Annotated in this window: 17 protein-coding genes; 5 read left to right on the forward strand and 12 right to left on the reverse strand. The window is 57.4% G+C overall.

Going from position 1 to position 23,855, the window contains the following annotated elements; genetic code table 11:
* Positions 1–2 precede the first annotated feature (2 nt).
* Both A6F49_RS07000 and A6F49_RS07005 read left to right on the forward strand, forming a co-directional pair.
* A complete protein-coding gene (locus A6F49_RS07000; RefSeq protein WP_043057717.1) occupies positions 3–1,640 on the forward strand; it encodes a thiamine pyrophosphate-binding protein in 1,638 nt (545 codons plus the stop codon).
* A 246-nt stretch (positions 1,641–1,886) separates the two neighbouring features.
* Positions 1,887–3,338: a protein adenylyltransferase SelO gene (locus A6F49_RS07005; protein ID WP_043057716.1), complete on the forward strand. Its 1,452-nt coding sequence runs from the start codon at positions 1,887–1,889 to the stop codon at positions 3,336–3,338.
* 18 nt (positions 3,339–3,356) lie between these two features.
* Here the strand turns inward: A6F49_RS07005 and A6F49_RS07010 are convergent, their stop codons facing one another.
* From A6F49_RS07010 to benA, 12 genes are all read right to left on the reverse strand, one after another.
* Entirely contained in the window at positions 3,357–4,142 is a 786-nt protein-coding gene (locus A6F49_RS07010) for a succinate dehydrogenase iron-sulfur subunit (protein ID WP_082911641.1), read from the reverse strand.
* 398 nt (positions 4,143–4,540) lie between these two features.
* Positions 4,541–5,908, reverse strand: a complete 1,368-nt coding sequence (gene glnT / locus A6F49_RS07015) for a type III glutamate--ammonia ligase (protein WP_043057715.1) — start codon at positions 5,906–5,908, stop codon at positions 4,541–4,543.
* A gap of 251 nt (positions 5,909–6,159) precedes the next feature.
* On the reverse strand, positions 6,160–7,485 hold the full coding sequence (locus A6F49_RS07020; RefSeq protein WP_043057714.1) for an FMN-binding glutamate synthase family protein: 1,326 nt from the start codon (positions 7,483–7,485) through the stop codon (positions 6,160–6,162).
* Positions 7,482–8,186 (reverse strand): GltB/FmdC/FwdC-like GXGXG domain-containing protein, encoded by a 705-nt coding sequence (locus tag A6F49_RS07025; protein ID WP_043057713.1) that lies wholly within the window; start codon positions 8,184–8,186, stop codon positions 7,482–7,484. Before A6F49_RS07025 ends, A6F49_RS07020 begins: the two co-directional genes overlap by 4 nt.
* The gene (locus tag A6F49_RS07030; protein ID WP_043057712.1) at positions 8,174–9,064 is read right to left on the reverse strand and encodes a class II glutamine amidotransferase domain-containing protein; all 891 of its coding nucleotides are present in this window, start codon (positions 9,062–9,064) and stop codon (positions 8,174–8,176) included. The genes A6F49_RS07025 and A6F49_RS07030 overlap by 13 nt, the downstream gene beginning before the upstream one ends.
* 46 nt (positions 9,065–9,110) lie before the next feature.
* Positions 9,111–10,175 (reverse strand): ammonium transporter, encoded by a 1,065-nt coding sequence (locus tag A6F49_RS07035; protein WP_235604899.1) that lies wholly within the window; start codon positions 10,173–10,175, stop codon positions 9,111–9,113.
* 95 nt (positions 10,176–10,270) lie between these two features.
* The gene (gene glnT / locus A6F49_RS07040) at positions 10,271–11,665 is read right to left on the reverse strand and encodes a type III glutamate--ammonia ligase (RefSeq protein WP_043057710.1); all 1,395 of its coding nucleotides are present in this window, start codon (positions 11,663–11,665) and stop codon (positions 10,271–10,273) included.
* A gap of 916 nt (positions 11,666–12,581) precedes the next feature.
* Positions 12,582–15,431: a helix-turn-helix transcriptional regulator gene (locus A6F49_RS07045; protein ID WP_043057709.1), complete on the reverse strand. Its 2,850-nt coding sequence runs from the start codon at positions 15,429–15,431 to the stop codon at positions 12,582–12,584.
* A gap of 15 nt (positions 15,432–15,446) precedes the next feature.
* Positions 15,447–16,244: a benzoate diol dehydrogenase BenD gene (gene benD / locus A6F49_RS07050; protein WP_327019952.1), complete on the reverse strand. Its 798-nt coding sequence runs from the start codon at positions 16,242–16,244 to the stop codon at positions 15,447–15,449.
* Positions 16,241–17,821, reverse strand: coding sequence for a benzoate 1,2-dioxygenase electron transfer component BenC (benC, locus tag A6F49_RS07055; RefSeq protein WP_043057708.1), 1,581 nt, complete (start codon positions 17,819–17,821; stop codon positions 16,241–16,243). Before benC ends, benD begins: the two co-directional genes overlap by 4 nt.
* 95 nt (positions 17,822–17,916) lie before the next feature.
* The gene (benB, locus tag A6F49_RS07060; RefSeq protein ID WP_043057707.1) at positions 17,917–18,456 is read right to left on the reverse strand and encodes a benzoate 1,2-dioxygenase small subunit; all 540 of its coding nucleotides are present in this window, start codon (positions 18,454–18,456) and stop codon (positions 17,917–17,919) included.
* A gap of 35 nt (positions 18,457–18,491) precedes the next feature.
* On the reverse strand, positions 18,492–19,835 hold the full coding sequence (gene benA, locus A6F49_RS07065; RefSeq protein ID WP_043057706.1) for a benzoate 1,2-dioxygenase large subunit: 1,344 nt from the start codon (positions 19,833–19,835) through the stop codon (positions 18,492–18,494).
* Between the two features lie 205 nt (positions 19,836–20,040).
* Between benA and A6F49_RS07070 the strand changes: the two genes are divergently transcribed.
* From A6F49_RS07070 to A6F49_RS07080, 3 genes are all read left to right on the forward strand, one after another.
* Complete coding sequence (locus A6F49_RS07070; RefSeq protein WP_052504825.1) at positions 20,041–21,360, forward strand: benzoate/H(+) symporter BenE family transporter; 1,320 nt, start codon at positions 20,041–20,043, stop codon at positions 21,358–21,360.
* Positions 21,357–22,022, forward strand: coding sequence for a hypothetical protein (locus A6F49_RS07075; RefSeq protein WP_043057705.1), 666 nt, complete (start codon positions 21,357–21,359; stop codon positions 22,020–22,022). Before A6F49_RS07070 ends, A6F49_RS07075 begins: the two co-directional genes overlap by 4 nt.
* A 110-nt stretch (positions 22,023–22,132) precedes the next feature.
* Positions 22,133–23,533 (forward strand): MFS transporter, encoded by a 1,401-nt coding sequence (locus A6F49_RS07080; protein WP_043057704.1) that lies wholly within the window; start codon positions 22,133–22,135, stop codon positions 23,531–23,533.
* Positions 23,534–23,855: the final 322 nt, after the last annotated feature.

Genomic DNA, 23,855 nt, shown 5'->3' on the forward strand with positions numbered 1-23,855 from the left:
GAATGACGACGGTTGCGGATCAAATCGGCGCGCTGCTGGGACAACTGGGCATAGGCCACTGCTTTGGGGTGGTCGGGTCCGGCAACTTCCACGTCACCAATGCGCTGCGCGCTGCGGGCGTGCCATTTACCGCAACCCGCCACGAAGGCGGAGCCTCCACAATGGCCGATGCGTACGCGCGCATGTCGGACACGGTTGCTGCGGTCTCCTTGCACCAGGGGTGCGGGCTGACGAATGCGGCCACCGGGATCGGTGAGGCCGCCAAGTCGGATTCGCCGGTGCTCGTACTGGCCGCCGAGGCCTCACGCGGAGCACTGCATTCCAACTTTGCGATGGACCAGGACGGTTTTGCGACCAGTCTGGGTGCTGAGGCCCACCGGATCCACACCCCCGAAACCGCGATAGCCGATGTGGTTCGGGCTTATCGCACCGCGCTGCGCGAGCGACGCACCATCGTGCTGAACCTGCCGCTGGATGTCCAAGCCGCACCCGCGGTCGGCAGCATCCACGGGATCACCATCGAGTCCGCGCAGGCCCAGCGCCCAGATCACCGGGCAGTGGCACAATTCGTGGACCTGCTCGAGGGTTCCGAACGCCCAGTGTTTATCGCCGGACGCGGGGGTCGCTGCGCCAAGTCCGAGATCACCGCCCTGGCACAACAAACCGGTGCGTTGCTGGCGACCAGCGCGGTTGCCAAGGGCCTGTTTAACGACGACGCCTATAACCTCGGGATCTCCGGCGGCTTCTCTTCCCCGCTCACCGCAGAGCTCATCACCGGTGCCGATCTGATCGTCGCCTTTGGTACGGCCTTGAACATGTGGACTATGCGCGGTGGCAAGCTCATCGGTGCTGACACCAAGATCGTCCAGATCGATATCGACGACGCCGCCATCGGAGCCCACCGTCCTGTCAGCCTCGGCGTGGTTGCCGATGCTGCAGCTACCGCAACCGATGCGATGGCGCTGTTGTCTAACAACCAACCGGTCCGGTATCGCACCGAGCCGATCCGCGAGCGCATCGTCACCGGTGCACGCTGGGATCAGACCGAAACAAAGGACCTTTCCGTGCCCGGCACGGTGGTCGACCCGCGGGCCGTGACTCAGCGGCTCAACGAATTGCTGCCGAGCCAACGGATCGTGTCCATCGACTCGGGCAACTTCATGGGCTATCCCTCTCAGTACCTGGATGTGCCCGATGAGTTCGGATTCTGCTTCACTCAGGCCTTCCAGGCCATCGGGTTGGGGCTGTATACCGCCATCGGTTCCGCACTGGCCCAACCGAACCGTCTGGCAGTACTGGGCACCGGCGACGGTGGTTTTCTCATGGCAGTCCAAGAACTCGAAACCGCCGTGCGCTACCAGATGCCGCTGGTCGTGTTGGTCTATAACGACGCCGCCTACGGTGCGGAAGTCCATCACTTTACGGAAGAGGACCACGACACGGTGACCTTCCCGGAGACCGATATCGCTGCGATCGCTCGCGGCTTCGGTGCCACCGGCATCACGGTGCGTGACGTCGACGATCTAGCTGCAGTCACGCAGTGGTTGGATTCCTCCCCCACCGCACCATTAGTCATCGACGCCAAGATTGCCAATGATGGCGGCTCCTGGTGGTTAGCCGAAGCATTCCAGGGCCACTAGAACAGCTGCATCAGTCCCCACGGGACGTATAGTTTTCGTAAGTACCGTTCCTCGTGAGAAAATTGCTAGCAATTTTCTCACGAGTGCGCCGTTGTTCTATGTGAACATCCACATCGGCAACAATGCCCTCGGGGTTAACGATTACGCAGGTCAAAGCCGTTGATGTGTTCACCCATGACGCATCCCCTATCGGCAAGTGCGCTGTGACGGCTACTGTGTGAGGCAACGGAACCTTTAGGAGCAGATATGAGCCTGCCGAACCTCACCTCGCAGTACGCTACGACTTTCCCCGAACTTGTCCGGCCTGCAACCCCAGCTCCTACGCCGGACCCAAAGCTGGTGGTGCTCAACCGACAACTTGCAATCGAACTCGGCTTGGACGCCGACTGGCTGACCACCGATGAAGGCATCAATTTCCTGCTGGGCCACACACTGCCCGAGACCACCGCCGCCGTGGCCCAAGGCTATTCCGGCCACCAATTTGGCAACTATGTTCCAGTGCTTGGTGACGGTCGCGCCATTCTCACCGGTGAGCTCACAGTCAACGACGAGCTGATTGATATTCACCTGAAGGGCACGGGCCCTACCCCGTACTCGCGCCCCGGTTCCGATGGTTATGCCGCCCTGGGCCCCATGCTGCGCGAATACCTCATCTCAGAAGCCGTTCACGCCTTAGGCATCCCAACCACCCGTGCGCTAGCAGTCATCACCACCGGCAAGACGATCCAGCGGGAAACCAAACACCCCGCTGCCGTATTAGTCCGCACCGGCCCCTCCCACATCCGCGTTGGGACGTTCCAATACGCCCGGGCCCACAACGACTTGGAGCTCCTCACCCGGCTGACCAACTACAGCCTGGCCCGCCACTACCCCAATCTACAACCCGAAAACACCGGGCTTGGCCTCCTAACCCAGGCGGTCCACCAGCAGGCCGAGCTCATAGCCGACTGGATGCACGCCGGCATGATTCACGGTGTCATGAACACCGACAACATGACCATCGCCGGGCACTCCATTGATTTCGGTCCGGTAGCCTTCCTGGATGTCTTTGATCCCCACGCAGTGTTCTCCTCCATTGACTACATGGGCCGCTACGCCTACGGCAACCAACCGGTGATCGCCGAATGGAACCTGGCACGCTTCGCCGAAGCCATGCTGCCGGTGATCATGCATCCGCACGACGAGCAAGTCATGACCCAAGACGAGGCAGTCACTGCTGCCACCGAAGCAGTCATGACCTTTCGAACCACCTACTCTGAAGCCTGGGGCGAGCGCTTCCGCACGCGCTTGGGGCTCAGTGCCGAGGACGACGCCGCAAGCCTGGGCACACAACTGCTAGAAAACCTGCGGATCACCAGCATGGATTACACGTCATTTTTCGCCGAGCTGGCAAACGTCGCCTCCTCGGGGTTGATTCCCGCGAATGTGGCCCCAGAATTGATGGCCTGGTACAAGTCCTGGTTGGAGCTCAACCCGGATGCCCAGGCCGTCGCGGAGCACAACCCGGTCTATGTGCCCCGGAATCATTTGGTCGAAGCCGCCATCGAAGAGGCCGTGACCCATGAGAATCTGGAAACCTTCAACCGCCTCTTCGACGCCGTCACTGACCCATATATTCGCCGCAATGAGCTTGTGGATCTAGAACGCCCGGCGTCACTGGCGTTCGCGCAAACGTATCAGACCTTCTGCGGCACCTAAAAAGTCGTTGAGTGCTCGTCAGAGGGCGTGTTGGAGAATCGCGTTCTTGACCTCAGCAATGGCTTTGGTGACTTGAATGCCACGTGGACACGCATTTGTGCAGTTGAATATGGTGCGACACCGCCAGACGCCTTCTTTATCATTGAGAACCTCGAGACGCAGATCGCCGGCGTCGTCACGTGAGTCGAAAATAAAATGGTGAGCGTTCACGATGGCAGCCGGTCCAAAGTATTGCCCATCTGTCCAGAACACTGGGCATGACGCGGTACACGCTGCACACAAAATGCATTTGGTGGTGTCATCGTAGCGTTCCCGCTCTTCAATAGATTGAAATCGCTCATGGGTCGGCTCGTAATCGTTGCTCATCAAAAACGGCAAGATTTCACGGTAGGACTGGAAAAACGGCTCCATATCGACGATCAAATCTTTTTCCACCGGCAAACCTTTGAGCGGTTCCACAATGATGGGCTTCGAGATGTCGAGATCCTTGAGGAGGACCTTACATGCTAGACGGTTGAACCCATTGATACGCATCGCATCGGAACCACAGATACCGTGAGCACAGGAGCGACGAAAGGTCAGCGAACCATCCAGCTCCCATTTGATCTTATGTAGCGCATCAAGCACCCGGTCAGTTCCGTGCATTTCGACGGTCCAGCTGTCCCAATAGGGTGTTTCGTGGAATTCTGGCACATACCGCTGCACTTGAAGGGTGACGGTAAAAGCCCCGCGTTGTCCGGTATCGGCGGTATCAACCACATCAGTTGTCGGGGCCTGCTCGTCTGGCCCAGATGTCGATGTCATGACTGCCTCCCTCACCTTTGGCAGATGATTTCATCTCTTATGGATATGTTGCACCCGGGGGACGCTTTCCGTGATGTGACTCACGCTAACATGACTGCTATCCAAAGGAACAGGGGGCTGTGCTTTGAATAGTCGAATTCAAAGTATCGCTGACCCGGTTTGGAACAGGTGTTCACCACATAAGCGTCCCTCACCATCTGGTTATGGGGCATCTCTGGAGGTGGACGAAGAACACTTAGCGCTAACCGATGTGCATTGGCATCGTGGGATCATCTTCGATCACATCGACGCTGCAAGCCATCAGCCTCACGGCACAGCATTGCATGGACTTAAAGACGAAACTGGGCCGGATGCACCGGCCCAGTTTCGTTGGAAAGTCTAATGTAGGAAACAGCGATCTACCACATAGGCATTGGACCCATCAGGTAGTTGTCGATCTCCCACTGGGTGACCTGGTTGTGGTAGAGCGCAAATTCTTTGCGTTTTTCTTCGGCGTAGAAATCCACGAAGTCGCCGTGTGGGCCCGAGCCCATGGCTTTGCGCATGATGTCGTTTTGTTGGAGTTCGTTGGCGGCTTCCCACAGGGTTGCGGGTAGCGGATCGAAATCGGCCAGTTCTTTGCGGCTCATGGTGTAGGTGTTGCGTTCTTCCATGCATTCGCCCGGATCCAGTTCGCGACGAATCCCGTCAATTCCGGCGGCCAGGATAGCAGCCGATGCCAGGTGCGGGCTGGCGCCGCCGTCAACACCGCGGTGCTCAACGCGTCCACCGTCTGGGATGCGCAGCATGGTGGTACGGTTGTTGCCGCCGTACATGACGTGGGTTGGGGTCCAGGTCGAACCGGAGCTCGGGTGTGGCACACCAATGCGCTTATATGCGTTGACGTTGGAACCGATCAGCGCCTGCATGCCGCGAGCATTGGCCAATACCCCAGCAATGAAGTGGTAGCCGATCTTGGACAGCCCGAAGCGATCATTATCGTCTTGGAAGATGTTGCAACCATCTTGATCCCACAGACTGAAGTGGGTGTTCAGACCGTTACCAGTGTTGTTGGTAAATGGTTTACCCATAAACGTTGGGATCACCCCGTTGCCTTCTTGGAAGGCAACCGAGTGGGCCATGTAGTGGGTCATGATCAGTCGGTCGGAGGTGGTCATGGCATCGGAGTAATCGATGTTGATTTCGTACTGACCGTTGCCGTCTTCCGAGTCGATGGCGGGGTTGCCCCAGCCCATTTTGTTAATGTATCGGGACAGTTTGGACAGATAAGGCCAGGAACGTTCGATGCCGTAGGCGTGATAGCAGGGTTTGACCGAGGTATCCAGTGAGTCAGCAATGCGGATGCTGCCATCGTCATTGTGTTTGACCAAGAAGAATTCTGGTTCCATCCCGGTCTTATAAGTCCACCCGAATTCCTCTTGAACCTCTTCCATCAGACGTTTCAGGATGTTCTGGGAGGCATACGGCCACAGTTCCCCGTTGACGTGCGGGAAGCTCATCAGCACGGCCATTTCTTTACGCCATGGCAGCTGGGTGTAGGTAGATGGGTCTGGGATGTAGGCGATGTCGCCGTCGGAAGGTTCTTGCCACAGACCCCCGGATGCGAAACCAGCAAAGGCTGCACCGTTGTCGAGCAGATCATCAATGTATTGGGCGGGGGCCACCGAGGCGTTGGGTTTACCGTTGACTTCGGTTCCCATGGCCATGAAGAATTCGATGCCGTCTTTTTCGGCTTGTGCTTTAAGTTTTTCCCGTGAGTCGATCATTGTCGTTCAGTTCCTTCCTGAAGTTTTCCTGGCGCATGACCCGTGTGGTGCGCGCCTGTGAAAAAGCGTGGTGCTGACTCGTTGTCTACTAACCATTCAAAATGTGATGAATACCCAGCGACAGCTCCCTTCAGGCGGTTCTGTCCGGCCCAATGTGTTTTCTGGTACGACTCTGCCGCCCGGATTGAGCGCCCGGACGGCAGAGTTGTATGGAATTATCGACTCTTCTTAGTCATAGTTCTGGTGTTGAACTATCGACCGTTTTGGCCCACGACCCAGTCGGTACCGGCCAGTGGAAGCCCGGTCATGGCGGACGCTTCCATAGTCAGCGCCACCAGGTCTTCTGGTTCCAGGTGAGTCACGTGCGACTTACCGCAAGCCCGTGCAATGGTTTGGGCTTCCAGGGTGAGTACCTGCAGGTAGTTGGCCAGGCGCTTACCAGCGGCGATCGGGTCCAGACGTGCCGACAGTTTCGGATCCTGGGTGGAAATACCCGCGGGGTCCTGGCCTGCCTGGTAGTCGTCGTAGTAGCCGGCGGCGGAACCGATTTTTTCGTATTCTTCGGCCCACTGCGGGTGGTTGTCACCCAGTGCGATCAGCGCAGCAGTACCGATTGCACACGCGTCGGCACCCAATGCTAGGGCCTTGGCGACGTCGGCACCGGAGCGGATACCACCGGAGATGATGAGCTTGACCTTGCGGTGCACACCCATTTCCTTCAGCGCCTTCACTGCCGGACCGATGGCGGCCAGGGTTGGGATACCAACGTGTTCAATGAACACTTCCTGAGTTGCCGCGGTTCCACCCTGCATACCATCAACGACGACGACGTCGGCACCGGCAGCAACTGCCAGTTTGGTGTCGTAGTACGGACGAGACGCAGCCACTTTCACGTGGATTGGAACTTGCCAGTCGGTGATTTCCCGCAGTTCCTGAATCTTCAAGGTCAGGTCATCCGGACCGGTCCAGTCTGGGTGACGGCATGCAGAACGCTGGTCGATACCTTCGGGCAGGGTGCGCATTTCAGCAACACGCGCGGAAATTTTCTGCCCCAGCAACATGCCGGAACCACCTGGTTTTGCACCCTGCGAGACAACCACTTCAATGGCGTCTGCACGACGCAGGTGATCCGGGTTCATCCCATAACGGGATGGCAGCAGCTGGTAAACCAATTTGGAGGAGTGACCACGTTCTTCTTCGGTCATCCCGCCGTCACCGGTGGTGGTTGAGGTACCCATGGCCGATGCACCTCGGCCCAGGGCTTCTTTGGCGTTAGCTGATAGCGCGCCGAAGCTCATACCCGCGATGGTGATCGGGATGTCCAGCTGCATCGGGCGTGCCGCGGTTGCCTCACCGGTGGTGATATCGGTATCGCAGCGTTCGCGATAGCCTTCCATCGGGTAACGGGAGATCGCCGAGCCCAGGAACAGCAGGTCATCAAAGTGTGGGACTTTTCGTTTTGCACCAAAGCCACGGATGTCGTACACGCCGGTTTCGGCAGCGTGCTGAATTGCGGCGATGGATGCTTTATCAAAAATTGCGGACTCACGGAGTCCACGATCTTCAGGGCTTCTCATTCACTCTCTCCAGAATTGAAGTGGTACAGGGTACGTGCGGATCCATACCGGGTAAAGGAGTCAACGTAAGCAGCATCGTTGGCTTCGTCTTCCATTCCGGCATCTTTGAGTAGCTGCACCAGTTCTTCGCGGTGCTCTTCACGCATTTCTTTGGCAACGCAGTCGGCACCTAGGGAGGCAACGCTGCCGCGGACATACAGACGCGCTTCGAAAATAGAGTCGCCCAGGGCTTCTCCTGCATCGCCACACACCACAATGCGGCCGGCCTGTGCCATAAAGGCACTCATTGCACCGATGTTGCCTTTGACGACGATGTCGCCGCCTTTGAGCGAGATGCCACAGCGGGTGGATGCATTGCCGTCAACGACCAGCAGACCACCGTGGGCGGTGGCAGCAGCCGATTGCGATGCGTGTCCTTTGACGTGCACGACGCCCGACATCATGTTTTCGGCAACTCCTGGTCCGGCCATGCCGTTGACGGTGACTTTGCCCGTCTTGTGCATGCCGGCACAGAAATATCCGACGTCGCCGTCAATTTCGACGTTGATGTCGTCGTTGATTCCCACCGCTACGGAGTGCACACCCATCGGTTTGAGCACTTTGTAGTTTTTTGCGGTTGGTGCGTGGAGTTCGGCGTTTAGTTCACGAACGGTGTGTTGCGACAGATCGTATTCCACGGTGGTGTCGGTTAGCGTTTCCATGTGTACACCTTCCCTGGAGCTGGTTCGAAAATTTTCGCGTCGTCCATACCTGGCAGGTGCGAGATGGCTTGGAATTCCGAGGCCATGGCAACCCAGTCAGGGTGCTCGGCGATGATGGCTGGTTTGCACGCGTACTGATCCCGCGCCACAGCAAAGCTGTCTTCGGTGGTGATCAGTAGCGTGTAGAAGCCATCAAAGTTTTCGCTGAGTGCTTCGGCTGCTTCATCCAGGCTTTCGCCCAGCTCCTGCATCCGGTAGGAGATGTAGCGAGCGGCAACTTCGGTGTCGTTCTGCGAGTCGAATTCAACGCCTTTTTCCATCAGGTCGCGACGGATGGTCGCGTGGTTGGAAAATGAGCCGTTGTGCACGATCGACAGACCGTTGACCGAGTATGGGTGTGCGCCTTCGGCATCGATGGCGGATTCGGTGGCCAGGCGCGTGTGGATAACGCCCTGGTATCCGGTGGCATCTGCCAAGCGGTAAGTTTCGCGCAGGTCCAGTGGGTTGCCAACGCCTTTGTATACAACGCTGTCTTCACCGCTGCCGATCACGGAAGCATCTGGCGCGACTTCACGAGCAATCAGGACCAGTTCCTTGACTGGTACTTTGGCTCGAATAAAGGTGGTCTCGGCCATGTCTTCGACGCTGACATCAGCCTCGGGCAGTTTGGCAGACACGAGTTCTTTAATGTCCGACGGAGCGTTGAGCAGGGATACCGACGAGTAGTCGTCGGGTACTCGTTCTGGGTCCCCGTACAACGCGACCCCGGCAGAGTCTGGACCGCGAACAACGATTCCTTCGACCATCTCATGCATGAGTGATCCGAGCTGCGAGGCGAGGGACTCGTTTCGCAGTTGGATCCCAGCGATTCCACACATGGATAGACCTCCTAGTTTCTTATGTGGTTGGTAAAGTTTTCCTGCACTAGGCAGGGTCTGTGGCGCGCATCTCTTCGGCGGGGAACGCTTCGGCATCGTCGAGCATCTTGGTTGGCCGCGGCATAATCCTCAGAATCAATCCGACGATGGCGCCTAGGATCAACGCGATGACGAGCGTGCCGATGACCGCGATAGCTTGTGAGCCACCGGCAACGCCAAGCACTATGGGCGCTAGCCCGCCGACGATCCCAGGGACGCCGTGCAGGTTGTGCACACCCATGGTGTCCCACACTCCGGTCTTGCCCCGCAACCATTCGTCGAGGAACAGGAAGGAGAGTGTGGACACCGCACCCGCAATGAGTCCGATGACCCAGGATTGCCAAGGGTTTGCAAGATCAACACTTGCGCCAATGGCAACCCCACCGGCCAGGATGGCGTAGGTAAAGACCAACGGATCAATAGTGCGTTTCAGTGCCCAAAGTATCACGTAGGTCACCAGGATTGAAGCCACCATCGCCAGGTAGGTGTTGGCCATGCCAGGGATGATGTCTTCTGGTGGTAGCAATGCTGTTACAAAGGATGGCCACAGGACCATCAGCAACATCGAAGCCAACCATACGAAGGACACAGAGTGCACACTAGTGGCTGCAGGTTCTTGGTTCACGGCTTTATTCCGTAGGCCAAGAATGACGCCAAGGCCCCAGTAGGCAGCGAACATGTGGACCAGAATCGAGCCGCCTGCGTCCGCCACGTTCTCCAAAAAAGTAAATAAGAACCATTCGATGAATATGTAGCTGGGGACGAATAAAACGCCCACCAATATGTACGAAATAGTAGAGATGTGACCCAAGAACACGCCGATCGCAATCACCAATGTGATCGCGGCAAAGGCTGCTCCGATGATCAACTCAATGCCTAATTCGGCGCCGAATATTCCGGTCTGCGCGAGGATATACAGCGGGAAGGAGGTGGCAAACACTAGCAGTGTTGCCAGTGCGACTCCCCATTCGTAGCGTCGGATGAACATCATCAAGAACGCAACGAGCATCAGCATGAAGAATACGTCTTGACCGCGGTGGAACTGGAAGAGTTCGGCCACTTGGTCGTTCACGTCCGCTGTTGCGGCTTGTATGTTTGTCAATGTGAGTGAGGCGAGATTCATTGGGTCACGTCCCTTGGGTTAGACCTTGCTAGGAACTTCCCGACTTACGGGAAGCGCAGGTAGAGATCAATTTCATGGGTAGTGACTTCGTCAGTCACCTTGTGGTACTCAGCGCGCTTGATGCGAGCGTAGTGGTCGACGAATGCTTCGGTTTCGTCGGATGGACGCCCGAATTCGTCGTCGAGGGGTACCTGACCAAACGCTTCGCGCAGGACGTCGTCTTTGACAAGGTAGTGGATCGATTCCATCAGGGAGTGTGGCAGGGTGCGAATGCCGCGACGCTCGATCTCGCGTGGCGGCGTCAGGTAGAGATCGAGATCATTTGGTTCACCCGGATCCAGTTTGCGCTGGATGCCGTCCAAGCCGGACGCTAAGGCGGCCGTGAAGCCCAGGTAGGTGCTGCCGGAGAAGTCTGGTGTGCGGTCTTCGATGGCACCGGAGCGGGCGATACGCATCATCTGCGTGCGGTTGTTGCCACCGTAGGTCATGGCCACTGGCACCCAGGTGCGAACCGTTTCCGTACCGGCTTTGAGTCGCTTATATGAGTTGACGGTCGGCGCAACCATGGCCATGTAGCCCCGTGCGTGGTCCAGAATACCGGCGGTGAATTGATAGCCGACTTCGGACAGGTCGAGACCGCGTGGATCGTTTTTATCCAGGAAGAGATTCTCGTCGGTGTCTTTATCCCACAGGCTCATGGTGTAGTGCATGCCATTACCGGTGTTATCGGTAAATGGTTTTGGCATGAAGGTGGCAATCATGCCGAATTCTTCAGCAAGTGCGTCAACCATGTACCGGAAGAACACTGATCGGTCAGCCGTTTCCAGTGCGTCTGAGAAGGTGACATTGATTTCGAACTGTCCGTTGCCGTCTTCGTGGTCCACAGCGTAGTTTTCCCAGCCAAGCTCAGTCACGTAGTTCGACAGACGAGTCATCAGTTCATACTGACGAGTCAGGGCTTTGACGTCGTAGCACGGACGCCCCCAGTTATCGTATTTGTCGGCGACCTGGAGTTTGCCGTCCTCGTCGAAGTCCACCAGCATGAATTCTGCTTCGAAACCAAGCTTGAAGACGAAGCCCTGTTCTTCAGCTTTCTTCATTTGGTTCTGCAAGATGGTTCGTGGGCAATACTCCCAAGGTTTGCCCTCGACCGTGGCGTTACCGATGACGTGAGCTAGGCCCTTCTTCCAAGGCACAATGCGGAAGGTTCGGGGATCTGGAATAACTTCGATGTCTGGGCTCTGAGGGCCCTGGCCGATTTCTCCAGCTGCAAAGCCTGCGAAGCCTACCCCCTCGCTGAAGAGCTCATCAACTTGACTTGCTGGTACCAGCTTGGCGCTGGACTTACCCCGAATTTCGGTGAATGAGGCAAAAATAAACTCAATGTCATGTTCTTTGATGAGTTTCTTGACATCTTCTACAGACTGTGGCTGGGACATCGACCGCTCCTATCAGGTGAAAGTTGAACTTCATGGTCGTTCTTCGCTCGTGGGAACGAAGAGCTGTTTCGGACATAGATGTCTGAGGTGCACTCAGCGATGAAACGTAACTTTTCCAGTCGGTTTAGACAGTGTCAACCGCGAAACCATGCGGCAAATGGGCGATGATTAGGGGTAGACAACACCAATCCCTCGTGTTAGGCGATTGAGAATGATCGTTCCGCATATGAGAATGATTGACAATTTCTGTTAACTATGTCACATCATACGAGTAGCCAGAAGTGGGGTCTAGTCCTCATTGCCGAAGTCGCTTGGCACGCATCGTTTCCCCGACCCTCCAGACAAGGAGTGTCGTGACACTCCGGCTCCACAACGCGCTAGGCGACTAGGCCAAGCAGCCGCCACGCTTAGCCATTAACTGACAACATCCGCTCGAACTTGCAACACTCAATCCGCACGGCATGGCTACTAGTAATCCAAGACAGAACATAGACATGATGGTCGACTAAAGCCTCCGTGAACAATCGAAGCGTTTCTTGAACATTAAAATGCCCCGATTTCTCAAATCTTAGGAAATCGTGCCCAGGCTGTTCGGTAAGAGCGAACGATTGGGAGGGATCCTCGGGGCACTTTGGGCGCGTATAGCGCTCATCCATTATCAGGAACGATTGAATCCCATGTGATCGTACAATTCGCCATCAGTCTGAGGAAGAGCGAGAAACATGCCATGGAGGCAGAACCGCGCGGACTACCCGGTACCACCGGGTCGTGGTTGAAACTCGTTACTAGCTTTGTTGCCGCGTATTGCACTAATTGTTGGACAATTCTTCGCCAGCTGTGGAATTTCTTGAAAGTGCGGCTCCATGCGGCAGCCTATTCAAGGTCCCGCTTGACAAGTGAGAATGGCAGGCCGAGCTTACTGGTTTTCAGAGAAAGCACGAAAGGGTCCTTCGTCGTCGTCGAACAGCTCAGTGCCATTGGGATAGACGCGGGCTAATTCGGTGCGGGAGCGAATCGCGAATTTCGAGTAGATCCGGGTCAGGTGATATTGCACTGTCTTTTCAGCAATAAACAGGCGACGGGCTGTTTCTTTATTCGTTAGCCCTTGCACCACCAGTTTGGAGATCGCATGTTCTTGAGGAGTCAGCTCTACTGCAGGATACGTCTCATTTGGCAGGCCTACCGTGCTTGCTGCAACATCAGGTTCACGATGTTGCAGCATGCCGGTGGCACGAAGTTCCTGATTACATCGGTCCACCATCGAGGCCGCGTTGACGTTTTGAAAGAATTCCCGGGCGCTGACCAACCGACGAGCAGCATCTCTTCGGCGGCCGGTTCGTCGCAACATCTGCCCGTAAGCAAATAAATAATGACTGTGATAGGTCGCGTTGCCGTCCATCGACGTCAGTTTGAGCGTTTGTTGAAAAAGCTGCTCTGCTTCATCGATGTCTTTTCGAGCAGCGGCGATCCTGGCTTGGGAAGCTATGGCTGTTGCTCGTACGAATCGTGGAGCGTGTTCGGTGCATCTAACGAAGTCTTCGGTGATTTCAGCTGCTTCATCCAAGCGGTCAGCTGCGATGAGCGCGTGGATGAGTTCAGGTTGCCAATGCCAGAACGAGACTTGCGTTTCGGTCCACGGGTCGATTTCAGTCAATGGCAACAAGGCAGCCAGGGCACCTTCTTGGTCGTTTTTGACTTTGCATTCCACTGCGCGGATCATTCGAGCAGGTACTTCCATCGCAACGTAGCCGCGGAGTTGGCTGCGACCGGTGTCCTGCCACCAGGCTCGCTGCGGATCCTCGCCGCGCCACAGCTGGATCTCTCGTGCGGTCCATTCCAGCATGGGCAGCATGACTTCAATGCCAGCATGTTCGGCGCGCCGAATGCCGTCGAGACAGCCTTGCAGCGCGCCATCCCAGTCACCCTGCAGAAATTGCACCCTGGCTAACCAGGCTTGGGCCCATAACGAGATGCGTAATGACCCGCCACGGGCCTGAGTTGGTAAGGCTGCTTCGAATTCACGGTAGGCAGTACGTAAGTTGCCTTCCAGTAGGGCCACCCAACCGGCACACAGCCGATACCGCTGGTGCTGTGGTCCGTCGTCACTGTCCATCGCGGCCCTGAGTAAGGACTCATCGGCGGATTCGGTGAGACCTTGGGCGGCCAACCCCACCCCTTGAATGGCAAGGGCCTCAATCTGACTGGAGTCACCCGGCCGAGATAGCTCGGCCGCCGCCCTGGCAGACTCCGTAATTCCAGCAGCATCCCAGTTGCACAACATGTCGAGGCAACGCCGCAGCGCCACGATCGATTGCAGTTCTGCTTGAGTAGTCCCCTGGCGAGCTTGTTGCAACAGGTGGCCTGCATCGGCTGGCCTGCCCTGGTGTAATGCAACATGACCAAGCACAGACTGGCGGGCGGAAGACGACGGCATGGCCTCAATAATGGGCAGCCACGGCACAGCCGCAGTGATCTGACCGGCGGATACCAACGCGTCAACGCCCTTCAGGATCTCGGATTGCCGTTGACTATCGGAGGTCATCAACCGGGCTGCGGCGATGCGAAATCTTGCGGCCTGTTCCCACCGCCCGGTGCGGCCAAGTCGCTCAGCAAACCGGATGATCTGTCCGCCAAGGACGTCGTCGCGAGTCAACGTGGCAGCCGCCTGGTGAAGTAGCCGTTGGCCATGGTTTTCGGTGTATTGGGCAGCGCGTAGATGATAGAGCCGATGCTCCGAGGGTCGCAGTTGTTGGGTGATGACCCGTTGTGCCATCGGGTGGACGAAACGCAGTTGGAGCTGGTCGGTATTATAGGCGTTACTCAGCACGCCGTCGTGCAGTACACCGATAGCTACAGCCTGGTCAATTGCCAAGATGAGGTCTTGGGTGTCGGCCACGTTCTCCAAGACATGCAATCCGGGTGGATCTTCCAAAATGGCCAGTGCACACACCAGCTTCCAAACATCCGGCTGGTCGCAGCCTCGCAGCGGATCCATGACTTCTGCAACAATGCGCTCAGGCAGCGGCAGGCGCCCGGGTTCCAGGGGCCATTGGCCATCCGGCAGCACACGGAGCGTCTGGACCACATACTCCAGCCACCCACCCGTGTGATCAATGAGTGCTGTGACGGCGGTCGAGTCCAATTCGTAGATGCCCATTGAGTGCGCCAGGTACTGGATGGCAGCATGATCTAACGGTGTCACGGTCACCCGAGAGCTGACCGGGTTGTGTAGCAGCGTCTCGAGATCACCTGTGATCTCCGGGATGGGGCTGGGCACCGATAGGATCATCACGGCCCCGGTGTCGTGGATTCGTCGGGCCAAGTAGCTCAGCAACATTTGACTATGGGGATCCGCCAGGTGAATGTCATCGACTAACACCACCAGTTTCCCGGCTTGACTCCAGTGGTCTAATACTTGCTGACACGCATCGATGAATTCCGGCCCCAGGGAGGCCTCGGGCTGGTCAAAGGCTGCAGTTAGTTGCGGGAAGAGGCGAGCGTGCACGTCCGGTGCGGTGACTTCCACGAGTCGTTCGAAGAACGCCAGGGGCAGCGAGCGCACCCACTGTTCTACGACCACGTATCGAGCGTCGTTGCGAAAGTGTTGGTAGATGGTGTGCAGGATGCTGGTGCGTCCGGCACCGCGGCGACCTTCAATGATGACCATCCCGCCGCCGCAGTCCCGTTCGCGGGTCACTGCCTCAAGGGCTCGTTGACTGGCCGACCAATGTGGTGGGCCTTCCAGTCCGTAATGCGCTGTGCGCACGCAGTCGTTCCTCCCCTACATTCCTTGGTCGCCGCCACCCACGGGCAGCACGGTACCTGTTATGTACGATGCCGCATCTGAGGCCAAGAACACAATTGGTTCAGCCTGTTCGCGTAGCGTGCCGTAACGCTGCATTAATGTGGAGTCCACCGTTTGGTCCACGACCTGCTGCATCCACTGTTGCTCTTGTGCACCCTCCGGACCGGGCCCGCGTGGGATGGTCCGGGCCGGGGCCTGGGTGCCGCCGGGTGCGGTGGCGACCACGCGGATCCCATCGGCTGCCGCTTCCATCGCCAGTGCGGAGGTTAAGGCGTTGACCCCACCCTTGGCCGCCGAATAAGGTACCCGGTTAATCCCACGGGTGGCAATCGATGACACGTTGACGATCGTGCCAGCCCCCTGAGCTTTCATGGACGGGAGTACTGCTCGGGTCATCCACAGGGTCGGAAACAGCGACCGGGTGATCTCGGCTTGAATCTTTTCGGGGTCGTAATGCTCAAAGGGACGTGCCCAGATTGTGCCGCCCACCGCGTTGATACACACATCAATGCGATCAAACTGTTCCAGGGCATAGGCGACGGCGGCTTCGGCGCCAGCCCAGGTTTCCAGATCGGCCAACACGTGCACCGCCTTGGCGGAGGCTGGCAGTTCTTCAGCGACCTGGGCTACTTGTTCAGCGCGGTCCACGAGGACCAGGCAGGCGGCCTGGTCTGCTGCGACGCGTGCGACTTCTCGGCCAATGCCCTGAGCCGCGCCCGTAACCAGAACGACTTTTCCATCCAGAATCCCTTGTGCGTGGTCATTATGCATCATGCAGCAACTTCTTGTTCGATGGCTGTACGCATCGTATGGCGACAGAAATCGTTGTGCGACAGGATAATTTGGCGCACGGCAGCCAAATCTTCGCGCTCAAGCGCATCGACGAGATCGAAGTGTTCCTGCGTGATCTCTGGTGCTAACCAGCAACTATCGGCTAGCGCTTCGCCCATCTGTGCTGAGACATCGAGCCTACGGTAGGAGTCAAAGAAGGTGGGATTATCGCACAGGCTAAACAGATATTCGTGAAACGCATCATTGGAGCGGATAAATCCGTCGACGTCGACCACCGCATCCCCGGCGGCCGAGAGGTGTTCTTGGATCTGTTCGGCCAGTCGGCGGAACCGCTTGAGCTGTTCTGCCGATAGGTTGCCGATCATCAACTCGCTAACCGCCAATTCCAGTCCCATGCGGGCGTCCAGATGGGCCATTGAGTCTTCGGTACGAAATGACAGCCGACCGGTTTCTATGGTCGAGACGGCTTGGGCAGCAGAAATCTGTTCGCCGGCTTCAGCCAGCACTTGTGTGCTCACCGGTGCGCCAGTTTCCTCGTCGCCGTCGGTGGTGGCCTTGGGGGCAAAACGTTCAAAGTAGAAGTTTGCCGGGGTGATCCTCTCGTCGGTGAACCAGCCCTCCACCGCATTGACCATGGCCGGTGGGCCGCACAGGTAGACGTCGACGTCGCCGTCGTCCAGATGTTCGTTCTGGATGTAGGCGGTCACATACCCGGTATTTTCGTGCGTGGTCTCGGGGCTGGAGACGCAGTAGGTGTAGCTGAAATTAGGCAATTTCTCGACATAGGCATCCAGCAGATCCCGTCCGACGACGTCGATGTCGTTAGTGACGCCATAAATCAGGTGAGCCGGTTGGGTGACGTTATCGGTGACCATTTTTTCAAGCATCGACAAGATGGGCGCTAGCCCAGTGCCACCAGCCAGTAGCAGCATGCGGCGCTGCGGGGCACGTAGGAAGAAGCTACCGAAGGGGCCGGTCATAGTCAGTTCATCGCCGACCTTGGCACGTTGGGCCAGATATGTACTCATCGCCCCTTCTGGCGTGATGCGAACCATGAACGAGGCGTGGTCGTCTTTGGTGCCGGAGCTAAAGGAATAAGAGCGTTGCTGGTCGGTGCCGGGAACCTGCACGTTCATGTATTGGCCGGGTAGGAAGGCCAGGTCGTCACGGTCTTGGACGTCCAGCGAGAACGAGACGGTGGAATCCGAGTGGTGGATCAGTTCGGTGATAGTCGCCTGGAATTGTGCGGCCGAGGTTTTGGCCATCTCGGAGGTGCCGGGCACTTCGATGACCATATCGGTTTCAGGCTCGGCCTGGCAGGTTAAAAGGTAGCCACGGTCCAGTTCGTCTTCGGTCATAGCGTCGTCGATGAAATCACCCGGATCAAATTCGCCGGAGATACACAGGGATTTGCAGGTTCCGCAGGCGCCGTCTCGACAGTCGGAGGGGATGTTGATGCGCGCTTTATAGGCGGCGTCCATGATTGTTTCGAATCTTCCGACGCGGATCATGCGGGTGACGCCGTCTTCAAATGCTAGGGCTACTTCATTGCTCGTCATTGGTACAACCTCGAAAAAACTAGGGGAATTCCGCATGCCACCCAGTTGGTGCGGGCCGACTGGGCGGCAAACGGATGTGGCTCAGGTCTTGGCGGTTAGATCATGTAGACGTCGATCAAATGGTGGATGTAGTCATTTTTCAAAATGACTTTCTTCTCGGCGATCAAAGGTGTGACACCGGCGAGGTCGATGGTGTAGAAGCTGGTGCCGAAATAGGTGGTTGTGGTGTTGTATCGGTAGTACAGGGTGAACCAGTTGAACCGCACCTTGACCAGATTTGGGTCCTGTTCATCGCGGGAGAGGAACTCGATGTCGGTGAGGTTATGACCGGTGCGCGGCTCTGGGATTGACGTTGCCGAGGAGCGTTCGGTCTTGATCCGGAACACTCGATCTTCGATGCCGGAGCGATCCGGGTAGTAGATCAGTGAAATCTCGGTTTGAGGATCGGTGGTCAGGGTTTCATCAACGTCCCAAGCGGGCATCCAGAAGGGCGCGTCTTGTCGGTAGCATTCCAGCCAGGCATCAAAGTCGCGGTCATCGAGCAGGCGGGCTTCGCGGTAGAGAAATTGGCGGATGGTTTCAGCTTCTTCCAGGCTGACCACCGCTCCGGTGGTTTCGATGGTGGTTTCAGACATGAGGCTTTCTTTCGTTTGGTGTAGGCGGTGGCAGCTTAGGAATCGTTGGCGATGGCCTGGGTCATAACGTCTTGCCAGTAGGCGTGCTGAATGGGGAATAGGCCTTCGTCTTCAGTCTTGGCACCCGAAGAGATCGGGTTGATGCCCAGTGCTTTGGCTTGTTCATCTGGACCAGCGATTTGGTGGGTTTGGCCGCGCGACATGTCATTCCAGCGTGCCGCGGTGGCCAGGTAAGACTTCTGAGAGGCACGGAATTCTTCCAGGTCATCCGGGGTAGCCATGCCGGAGGCGTTGAAGAAGTCTTCGTACTGGCGGATACGTTGGACCCGGGCTTCAGCCGGTTCGCCCTTGGGGGCGATGCAGTAGATGGTGACTTCGGTTTTATCTACCGAAATCGGGCGGAGGTGGCGGATCTGCGAGGAGAACTGGTCCATCAGATACAGGTTGGGGTACAAGCACAGGTTTCGAGAGACGTTGACCATGAAGTTGGCCATTTCTTCGCCGTATTTCTCGACGAGTTCATCGCGCCGGTCCCACAGGGGGCGGTCTTCGGGGTTGGTCCATTCCTGCCACAGCAGCAGGTGGCCGTGTGGGAAAGAGTAGTACCCGCCGTCGACCTTGCCCCATCCGCCGGCGTCCATGGCTTTGGTTTCGTTGCTGGAGTCTCCAGAGGTGCGGCGCGAGGTGGTGGCCGCGTAGTTCCAGTGGACGGCGGTCACGTGGTAGCCATCGGCGCCGTTTTCGGTTTGGAGTTTCCAGTTGCCATCGTAGGTATAGGTTGAGGCACCCTTGAGCACTTCGAGGCCTTCCGGCGACTGGTCAACGATTGAGTCGATGATCTTGGTGGCATCGCCAAGGTGTTCTTCAAGCGGCAGCACGTCGGGGTTCAATGAGCCAAAGAGAAAGCCGCGGTAGTTTTCGAACCGTACTTTGGTCAGGTCGTGCGAGCCGTCTTTATTGAAGTTCTCTGGATAACCTGCACGGCGGGAGTCTTTGACCTTGAGCAGCTCACCGGTGTTGCGGAAAGTCCAACCGTGGAACGGGCAGGTAAAGGTGGTGCGGTTATCGGTCTTGCGGCGGCACAGCATCGCACCACGGTGAGCGCACGCGTTGATCAGGCAGTTCAGGCCACCTTCTTTATCTCGGGTGATGACCACGGGCTGGCGTCCGATGTAGGTGGTGAAGTAGTCACCGATTTCTGGGAGCTGGGACTCATGGGCCAGGTATACCCAGTTGCCTTCGAAGATGTATTCCATCTCGAGTTCAAAGATCTCTTCATCAGTAAAGATCGAACGGTCCACCCGGTGGACACCCTCGGCGGAGTTTTCCTCCAGGCCATGTTCAATCAGATGTTGGGCTGAACTGATCGTCTGAGTCATCGCGACCTCCTATGTCATGGCAAAACGTGTGCCAAGTTACGTTGATGAACGAATGATTAACATCCTGGCACCACGTGAGACAACTCACATCAGGGGGGTACCTAGGGTTGACCCAGGGGGTCTCCCGAGGCCAAAAACCCCTTGCTAGTGTCACTATCTAATCCAGGAATCCGTGACCTAGGTCGCAATTAAATGTGGGAGTATTGTGGTCCATCGACTCGCCGGCGCCTGGCGCGATACATCGTTTTCTGCTTGGAATGCCGGACTGATAGCCGTGTTTATCTCATTTGCCGGGCCAATGGCGTTGATCCTGCAGGCCGCCGAAACCGGCGGACTTGACCCCGCCACGACTGTGTCCTGGGTCTGGGCTGCCTCTGTATGCACCGGTATTGTCACCATGATCATGAGCATGCAGATGCGCCTGCCGATGATCGCCGCCTGGTCCATCCCCGGATCCGTCCTACTCATTAGTGGCCTGCAGCGCTACGACATCACCGACCTGGTGGGGGTCTACATTCTGGTTGGGGCCGTCTCGGTCATCCTCAGTGTCACCGGGGTATTTTCCAAGCTCATTGAGTTCATCCCCAGCGGAGTCACCAACGGCGTCCTCGCCGGGATTCTGCTGCCCATTTGTTTTCGCGCGGTCACTGCCAGCCAGCAGATGGCCATCATGGCGGCGGTGATGCTCATCGCCTTTTTTACTACCCGTCGGCTGGCACCCTTATTCGCAGTCCCGGCTGCGATGGGGGCCGGTATTATCGCACTGGTGATCTCCGGTGGGATCGGAGCCAGACCAGCTCCGGCGGGCGGCAGCTACTTCGCCCAACCGGTGTGGATTACCCCCAGTTTTGATATCACCGCGTTGGTCTCCATTGGGGTGCCACTGTTGTTGGTGACGATGGCCGGACAAAATCTGCCGGGCATAGACATGATGCGCAGCTTCGGGTACCGCTTCAAGGCGCGCACCGCACTGACCGCCTGTAATATCGGCGGCATTCTGTTTGCTCCCTTTGGTCTACACTCAGCCAATCTGGCCACCGTGACCGGCATCGTGTGCGCTGGGCCGGAGGCGCATCCGGCTCGACGTTCTCGGTACGTCGCGGGCATTGCCGCAGGCACGTTGTATATTGTTGCCGGAATTTTTGCTCCCGCCATTGTCATGGTCATGACCATGGTCTCCGGTGCGGCTCTGGCCCTGATCTCCGGGCTGGTTTTGCTACCCGCTCTGAACACCGCGCTGACCACTCTATTACGCAAGCCCGAGGTCAAAACGGCCGCTGGATACAACCCCGGCATTGAAGCCGGCATCGTGGCGTTGGTGGTCACCGCAAGCGACATCAATGTCGTCGGCATTACCGCCCCGTGTTGGGGGCTGGCCGCGGGCATTCTCGTATACGCGATGTTGGGGAGCCGGTTGGCCCGTCATTCCAAGACCTCTCAGCGACCAGCAGCTACACAGAAAACCCCCGCCACCAAGTTTTCCCAAAACCCACATGTCACAACCGCCGGAAGGAAATCACTATGAACCGACTTGAACGTCTCTACTCTGATATTTCACGACTGGGGCGTGAAACCGAAATGCTCGACGCCGTGGTCATCATGCTCACCGCCGATCACCTCCAGCGCCCGGCAGCTAATGACCAAACCCAGTACGAGGTTCTCGTCAAACTCATCAATAAAGGATACGGACTGGCCGACGCCATCAACGAAAAGACAGGGCACGCACCCAACTACGACCGTCCAGAAATCACCGATCCATCCCACGTCATCCACGCCTACCGTCAAGCCCATCAGCAGGTGGTTGCTGCCGCAGCTCTGCTGCCGTCGCTACCCGAGGATGAACATATCCAGCACGGTGCCATTAGGCTGCGCCCGGGTGAGGTGGTCCCGCAGCGCATCGCCGAGACTGTCATCGCCCATGAAGATCTCCTATCCGCCTGGACAATTGAAGAAGCCGACCCCGACTCGGCATTGGACGCGGTCGAGGCGATGCTGCGCCGCCTCATCCAGATTGATAAAGCCCCTGCGGTAACCATTGAGACCGAAGAAGGCGACCGTTGGGATCTAGCCGGTGGTGGCCCACGCATCTTTGGCGACCGCGAAAACATTGCCATGTGGCTTTCACGCGGCGAGCAAGGCGATCTGGAATTTGAAAAGCCCATCATGGCACCACCCGTGTGGACCTAAAAAATCTTCCTGCCCCAGAACTGAAAAAGTAACGACAGTATCAGCCGGCCCGGTGGCTTTCTTTCGGGCGGGCTAACTGTCCTGCCCAAAATCCTCTACCGAAGGACATCATGTCAACACAACTGCTCGCGGCTCAACCCGCAAAAGAACGCCGCACCGCCGGCTGGGTTGCATTCATTGCGTGTACCGCCTTGGTTTTTGATGGCTATGACCTGACCATCTACGGCACCGTCATGCCAACCCTGCTCAATGATCCCTCCCAGCTCGGAGCCTTCGACGCTGCAACCGCTGGCGCTCTGGGCTCCTATGCAATGCTAGGCGTCCTGGTGGGCGCCATTATTTGTGGTGCAGTCGGTGATTATCTAGGCCGTCGAAATATCATCCTGTTCAGTCTCGCCTGGTTCTCGCTCGGTATGGTCGCTACAGCCCTGGCCACCTCGGTGTTTTCCTTCGGTTTGCTGCGATTTTTGACCGGTCTGGGCTTGGGGGCCATCCTAGCTGCAGCGGCCACAACCATGGCCGAATTCGCACCCAAAGGCAAACGCAATCTATATAACGCCATCGTTTACTGGGGTATCCCCGCTGGCGGTGTCCTGGCTGCGCTGTTGGGCATCCTGCTGCTAGAACCACTGGGCTGGCGTGGCCTGTTCCTCTTCGGCGCGGCCCCGATCGTGCTGCTGCCCATCGCCTGGTTCAAACTCCCCGAATCACCCCAGTGGTTGCTGACCCGTGGTCACCGCACCAAAGCCTTTGCCGTGGCGGAACGCACAGGAACCCCATTGATCGAGGTCGCACTCCCCACTGCTTCGACCAACGGTTGTAGCGCGGATGCCGATGTCGCGCCCACAGGCTTTGCTGCCCTGATGACTAAACGTTTCTTCGTAGCCACCATCATTCTAGGCTTCGTCTCCTTCTCCGGGCTCCTACTCACTTACGGCCTGAACACCTGGCTGCCACGCATCATGGAGGGCTACGGTTACGACACCAACGGCTCGCTAACCTTCCTGCTGATCCTCAACGGTGGTGCCGTAGCAGGGGCACTGTTCGGCTCCAAACTAGCCGATAAATACAGCCCGCGCCCGATCATCATCACCACCTTCATCTTCGCCGCGCTGAGCCTGGTGATGATGACGTTTGAACTCCACATCGGGTTACTGCTGGGCTTCATCGCATTCGCCGGCGTCGGCACTTTGGGCACCCAGGTACTGGGCTACGGTTACGTATCGAATTACTACACCACCAATGCCCGCTCCGCAGGAGTGTCGTGGTTCGCCGGCTTCGGTCGTCTCGGTGGTGTGGCCGGACCATTCGTTGGAGGCCTGCTGGCCGCAATAAACTTGGGTGGTGCCTCTGCGTTCTATGTATTTGCCGGGGTCGCACTCTTCGGTGCGATCATGGTCGCACTGGTGCCGCGTCAAACCCATGACGACGACGCACCCGCCGACAAACCCGCGGAATCGGTTGTTACCGTCACCCCGACCGATCAGTTAGCGGTCGTCAACACTCGCTAAGCTCTTCAAACTGTCCCGGGATCTGAGCGCATTTCCTCCCAGTGCGCTTGGCTCCCGGGATTTAGTCTTTCTTAAAGTCTTGCTCAGGGACCGGTCTGGTATGCATCGTACTGAACATCATTTTCTTCATGGATGAGCACGGGCTAAATCATCATCGCACTTTCGAGAAGTTGACGAGATGTCTCGATGTCCATCGGTTCGCGTCTCGTCCTGGAACTTTCCGGTGGTGCTGAGACGTACGGCGTTACGACGTGGCGAAGTTGTTGAGGCAGGTGTGGAAGAATGCCGCACGGCGAGGTTGCAGTCGGATACGTGAACGAGT

Origin of the sequence: Enteractinococcus helveticum, from assembly GCF_001657475.1 — a bacterium.
Lineage (GTDB): Bacteria > Actinomycetota > Actinomycetes > Actinomycetales > Micrococcaceae > Yaniella > Yaniella helvetica.

Bases quoted from the DNA above. Each gene is read 5' to 3' on its own strand.
- A6F49_RS07000 (WP_043057717.1), top strand. From the start codon at position 3: ATGACGACGGTTGCGGATCAAATCGGCGCGCTGCTGGGACAACTGGGC.
- A6F49_RS07005 (WP_043057716.1), top strand. From the start codon at position 1,887: ATGAGCCTGCCGAACCTCACCTCGCAGTACGCTACGACTTTCCCCGAA.
- A6F49_RS07010 (WP_082911641.1), bottom strand. From the start codon at position 4,142: ATGACATCGACATCTGGGCCAGACGAGCAGGCCCCGACAACTGATGTG.
- glnT (WP_043057715.1), bottom strand. From the start codon at position 5,908: ATGATCGACTCACGGGAAAAACTTAAAGCACAAGCCGAAAAAGACGGC.
- A6F49_RS07020 (WP_043057714.1), bottom strand. From the start codon at position 7,485: ATGAGAAGCCCTGAAGATCGTGGACTCCGTGAGTCCGCAATTTTTGAT.
- A6F49_RS07025 (WP_043057713.1), bottom strand. From the start codon at position 8,186: ATGGAAACGCTAACCGACACCACCGTGGAATACGATCTGTCGCAACAC.
- A6F49_RS07030 (WP_043057712.1), bottom strand. From the start codon at position 9,064: ATGTGTGGAATCGCTGGGATCCAACTGCGAAACGAGTCCCTCGCCTCG.
- glnT (WP_043057710.1), bottom strand. From the start codon at position 11,665: ATGTCCCAGCCACAGTCTGTAGAAGATGTCAAGAAACTCATCAAAGAA.
- benD (WP_327019952.1), bottom strand. From the start codon at position 16,244: ATGATGCATAATGACCACGCACAAGGGATTCTGGATGGAAAAGTCGTT.
- benC (WP_043057708.1), bottom strand. From the start codon at position 17,821: ATGACGAGCAATGAAGTAGCCCTAGCATTTGAAGACGGCGTCACCCGC.
- benB (WP_043057707.1), bottom strand. From the start codon at position 18,456: ATGTCTGAAACCACCATCGAAACCACCGGAGCGGTGGTCAGCCTGGAA.
- benA (WP_043057706.1), bottom strand. From the start codon at position 19,835: ATGACTCAGACGATCAGTTCAGCCCAACATCTGATTGAACATGGCCTG.
- A6F49_RS07075 (WP_043057705.1), top strand. From the start codon at position 21,357: ATGAACCGACTTGAACGTCTCTACTCTGATATTTCACGACTGGGGCGT.
- A6F49_RS07080 (WP_043057704.1), top strand. From the start codon at position 22,133: ATGTCAACACAACTGCTCGCGGCTCAACCCGCAAAAGAACGCCGCACC.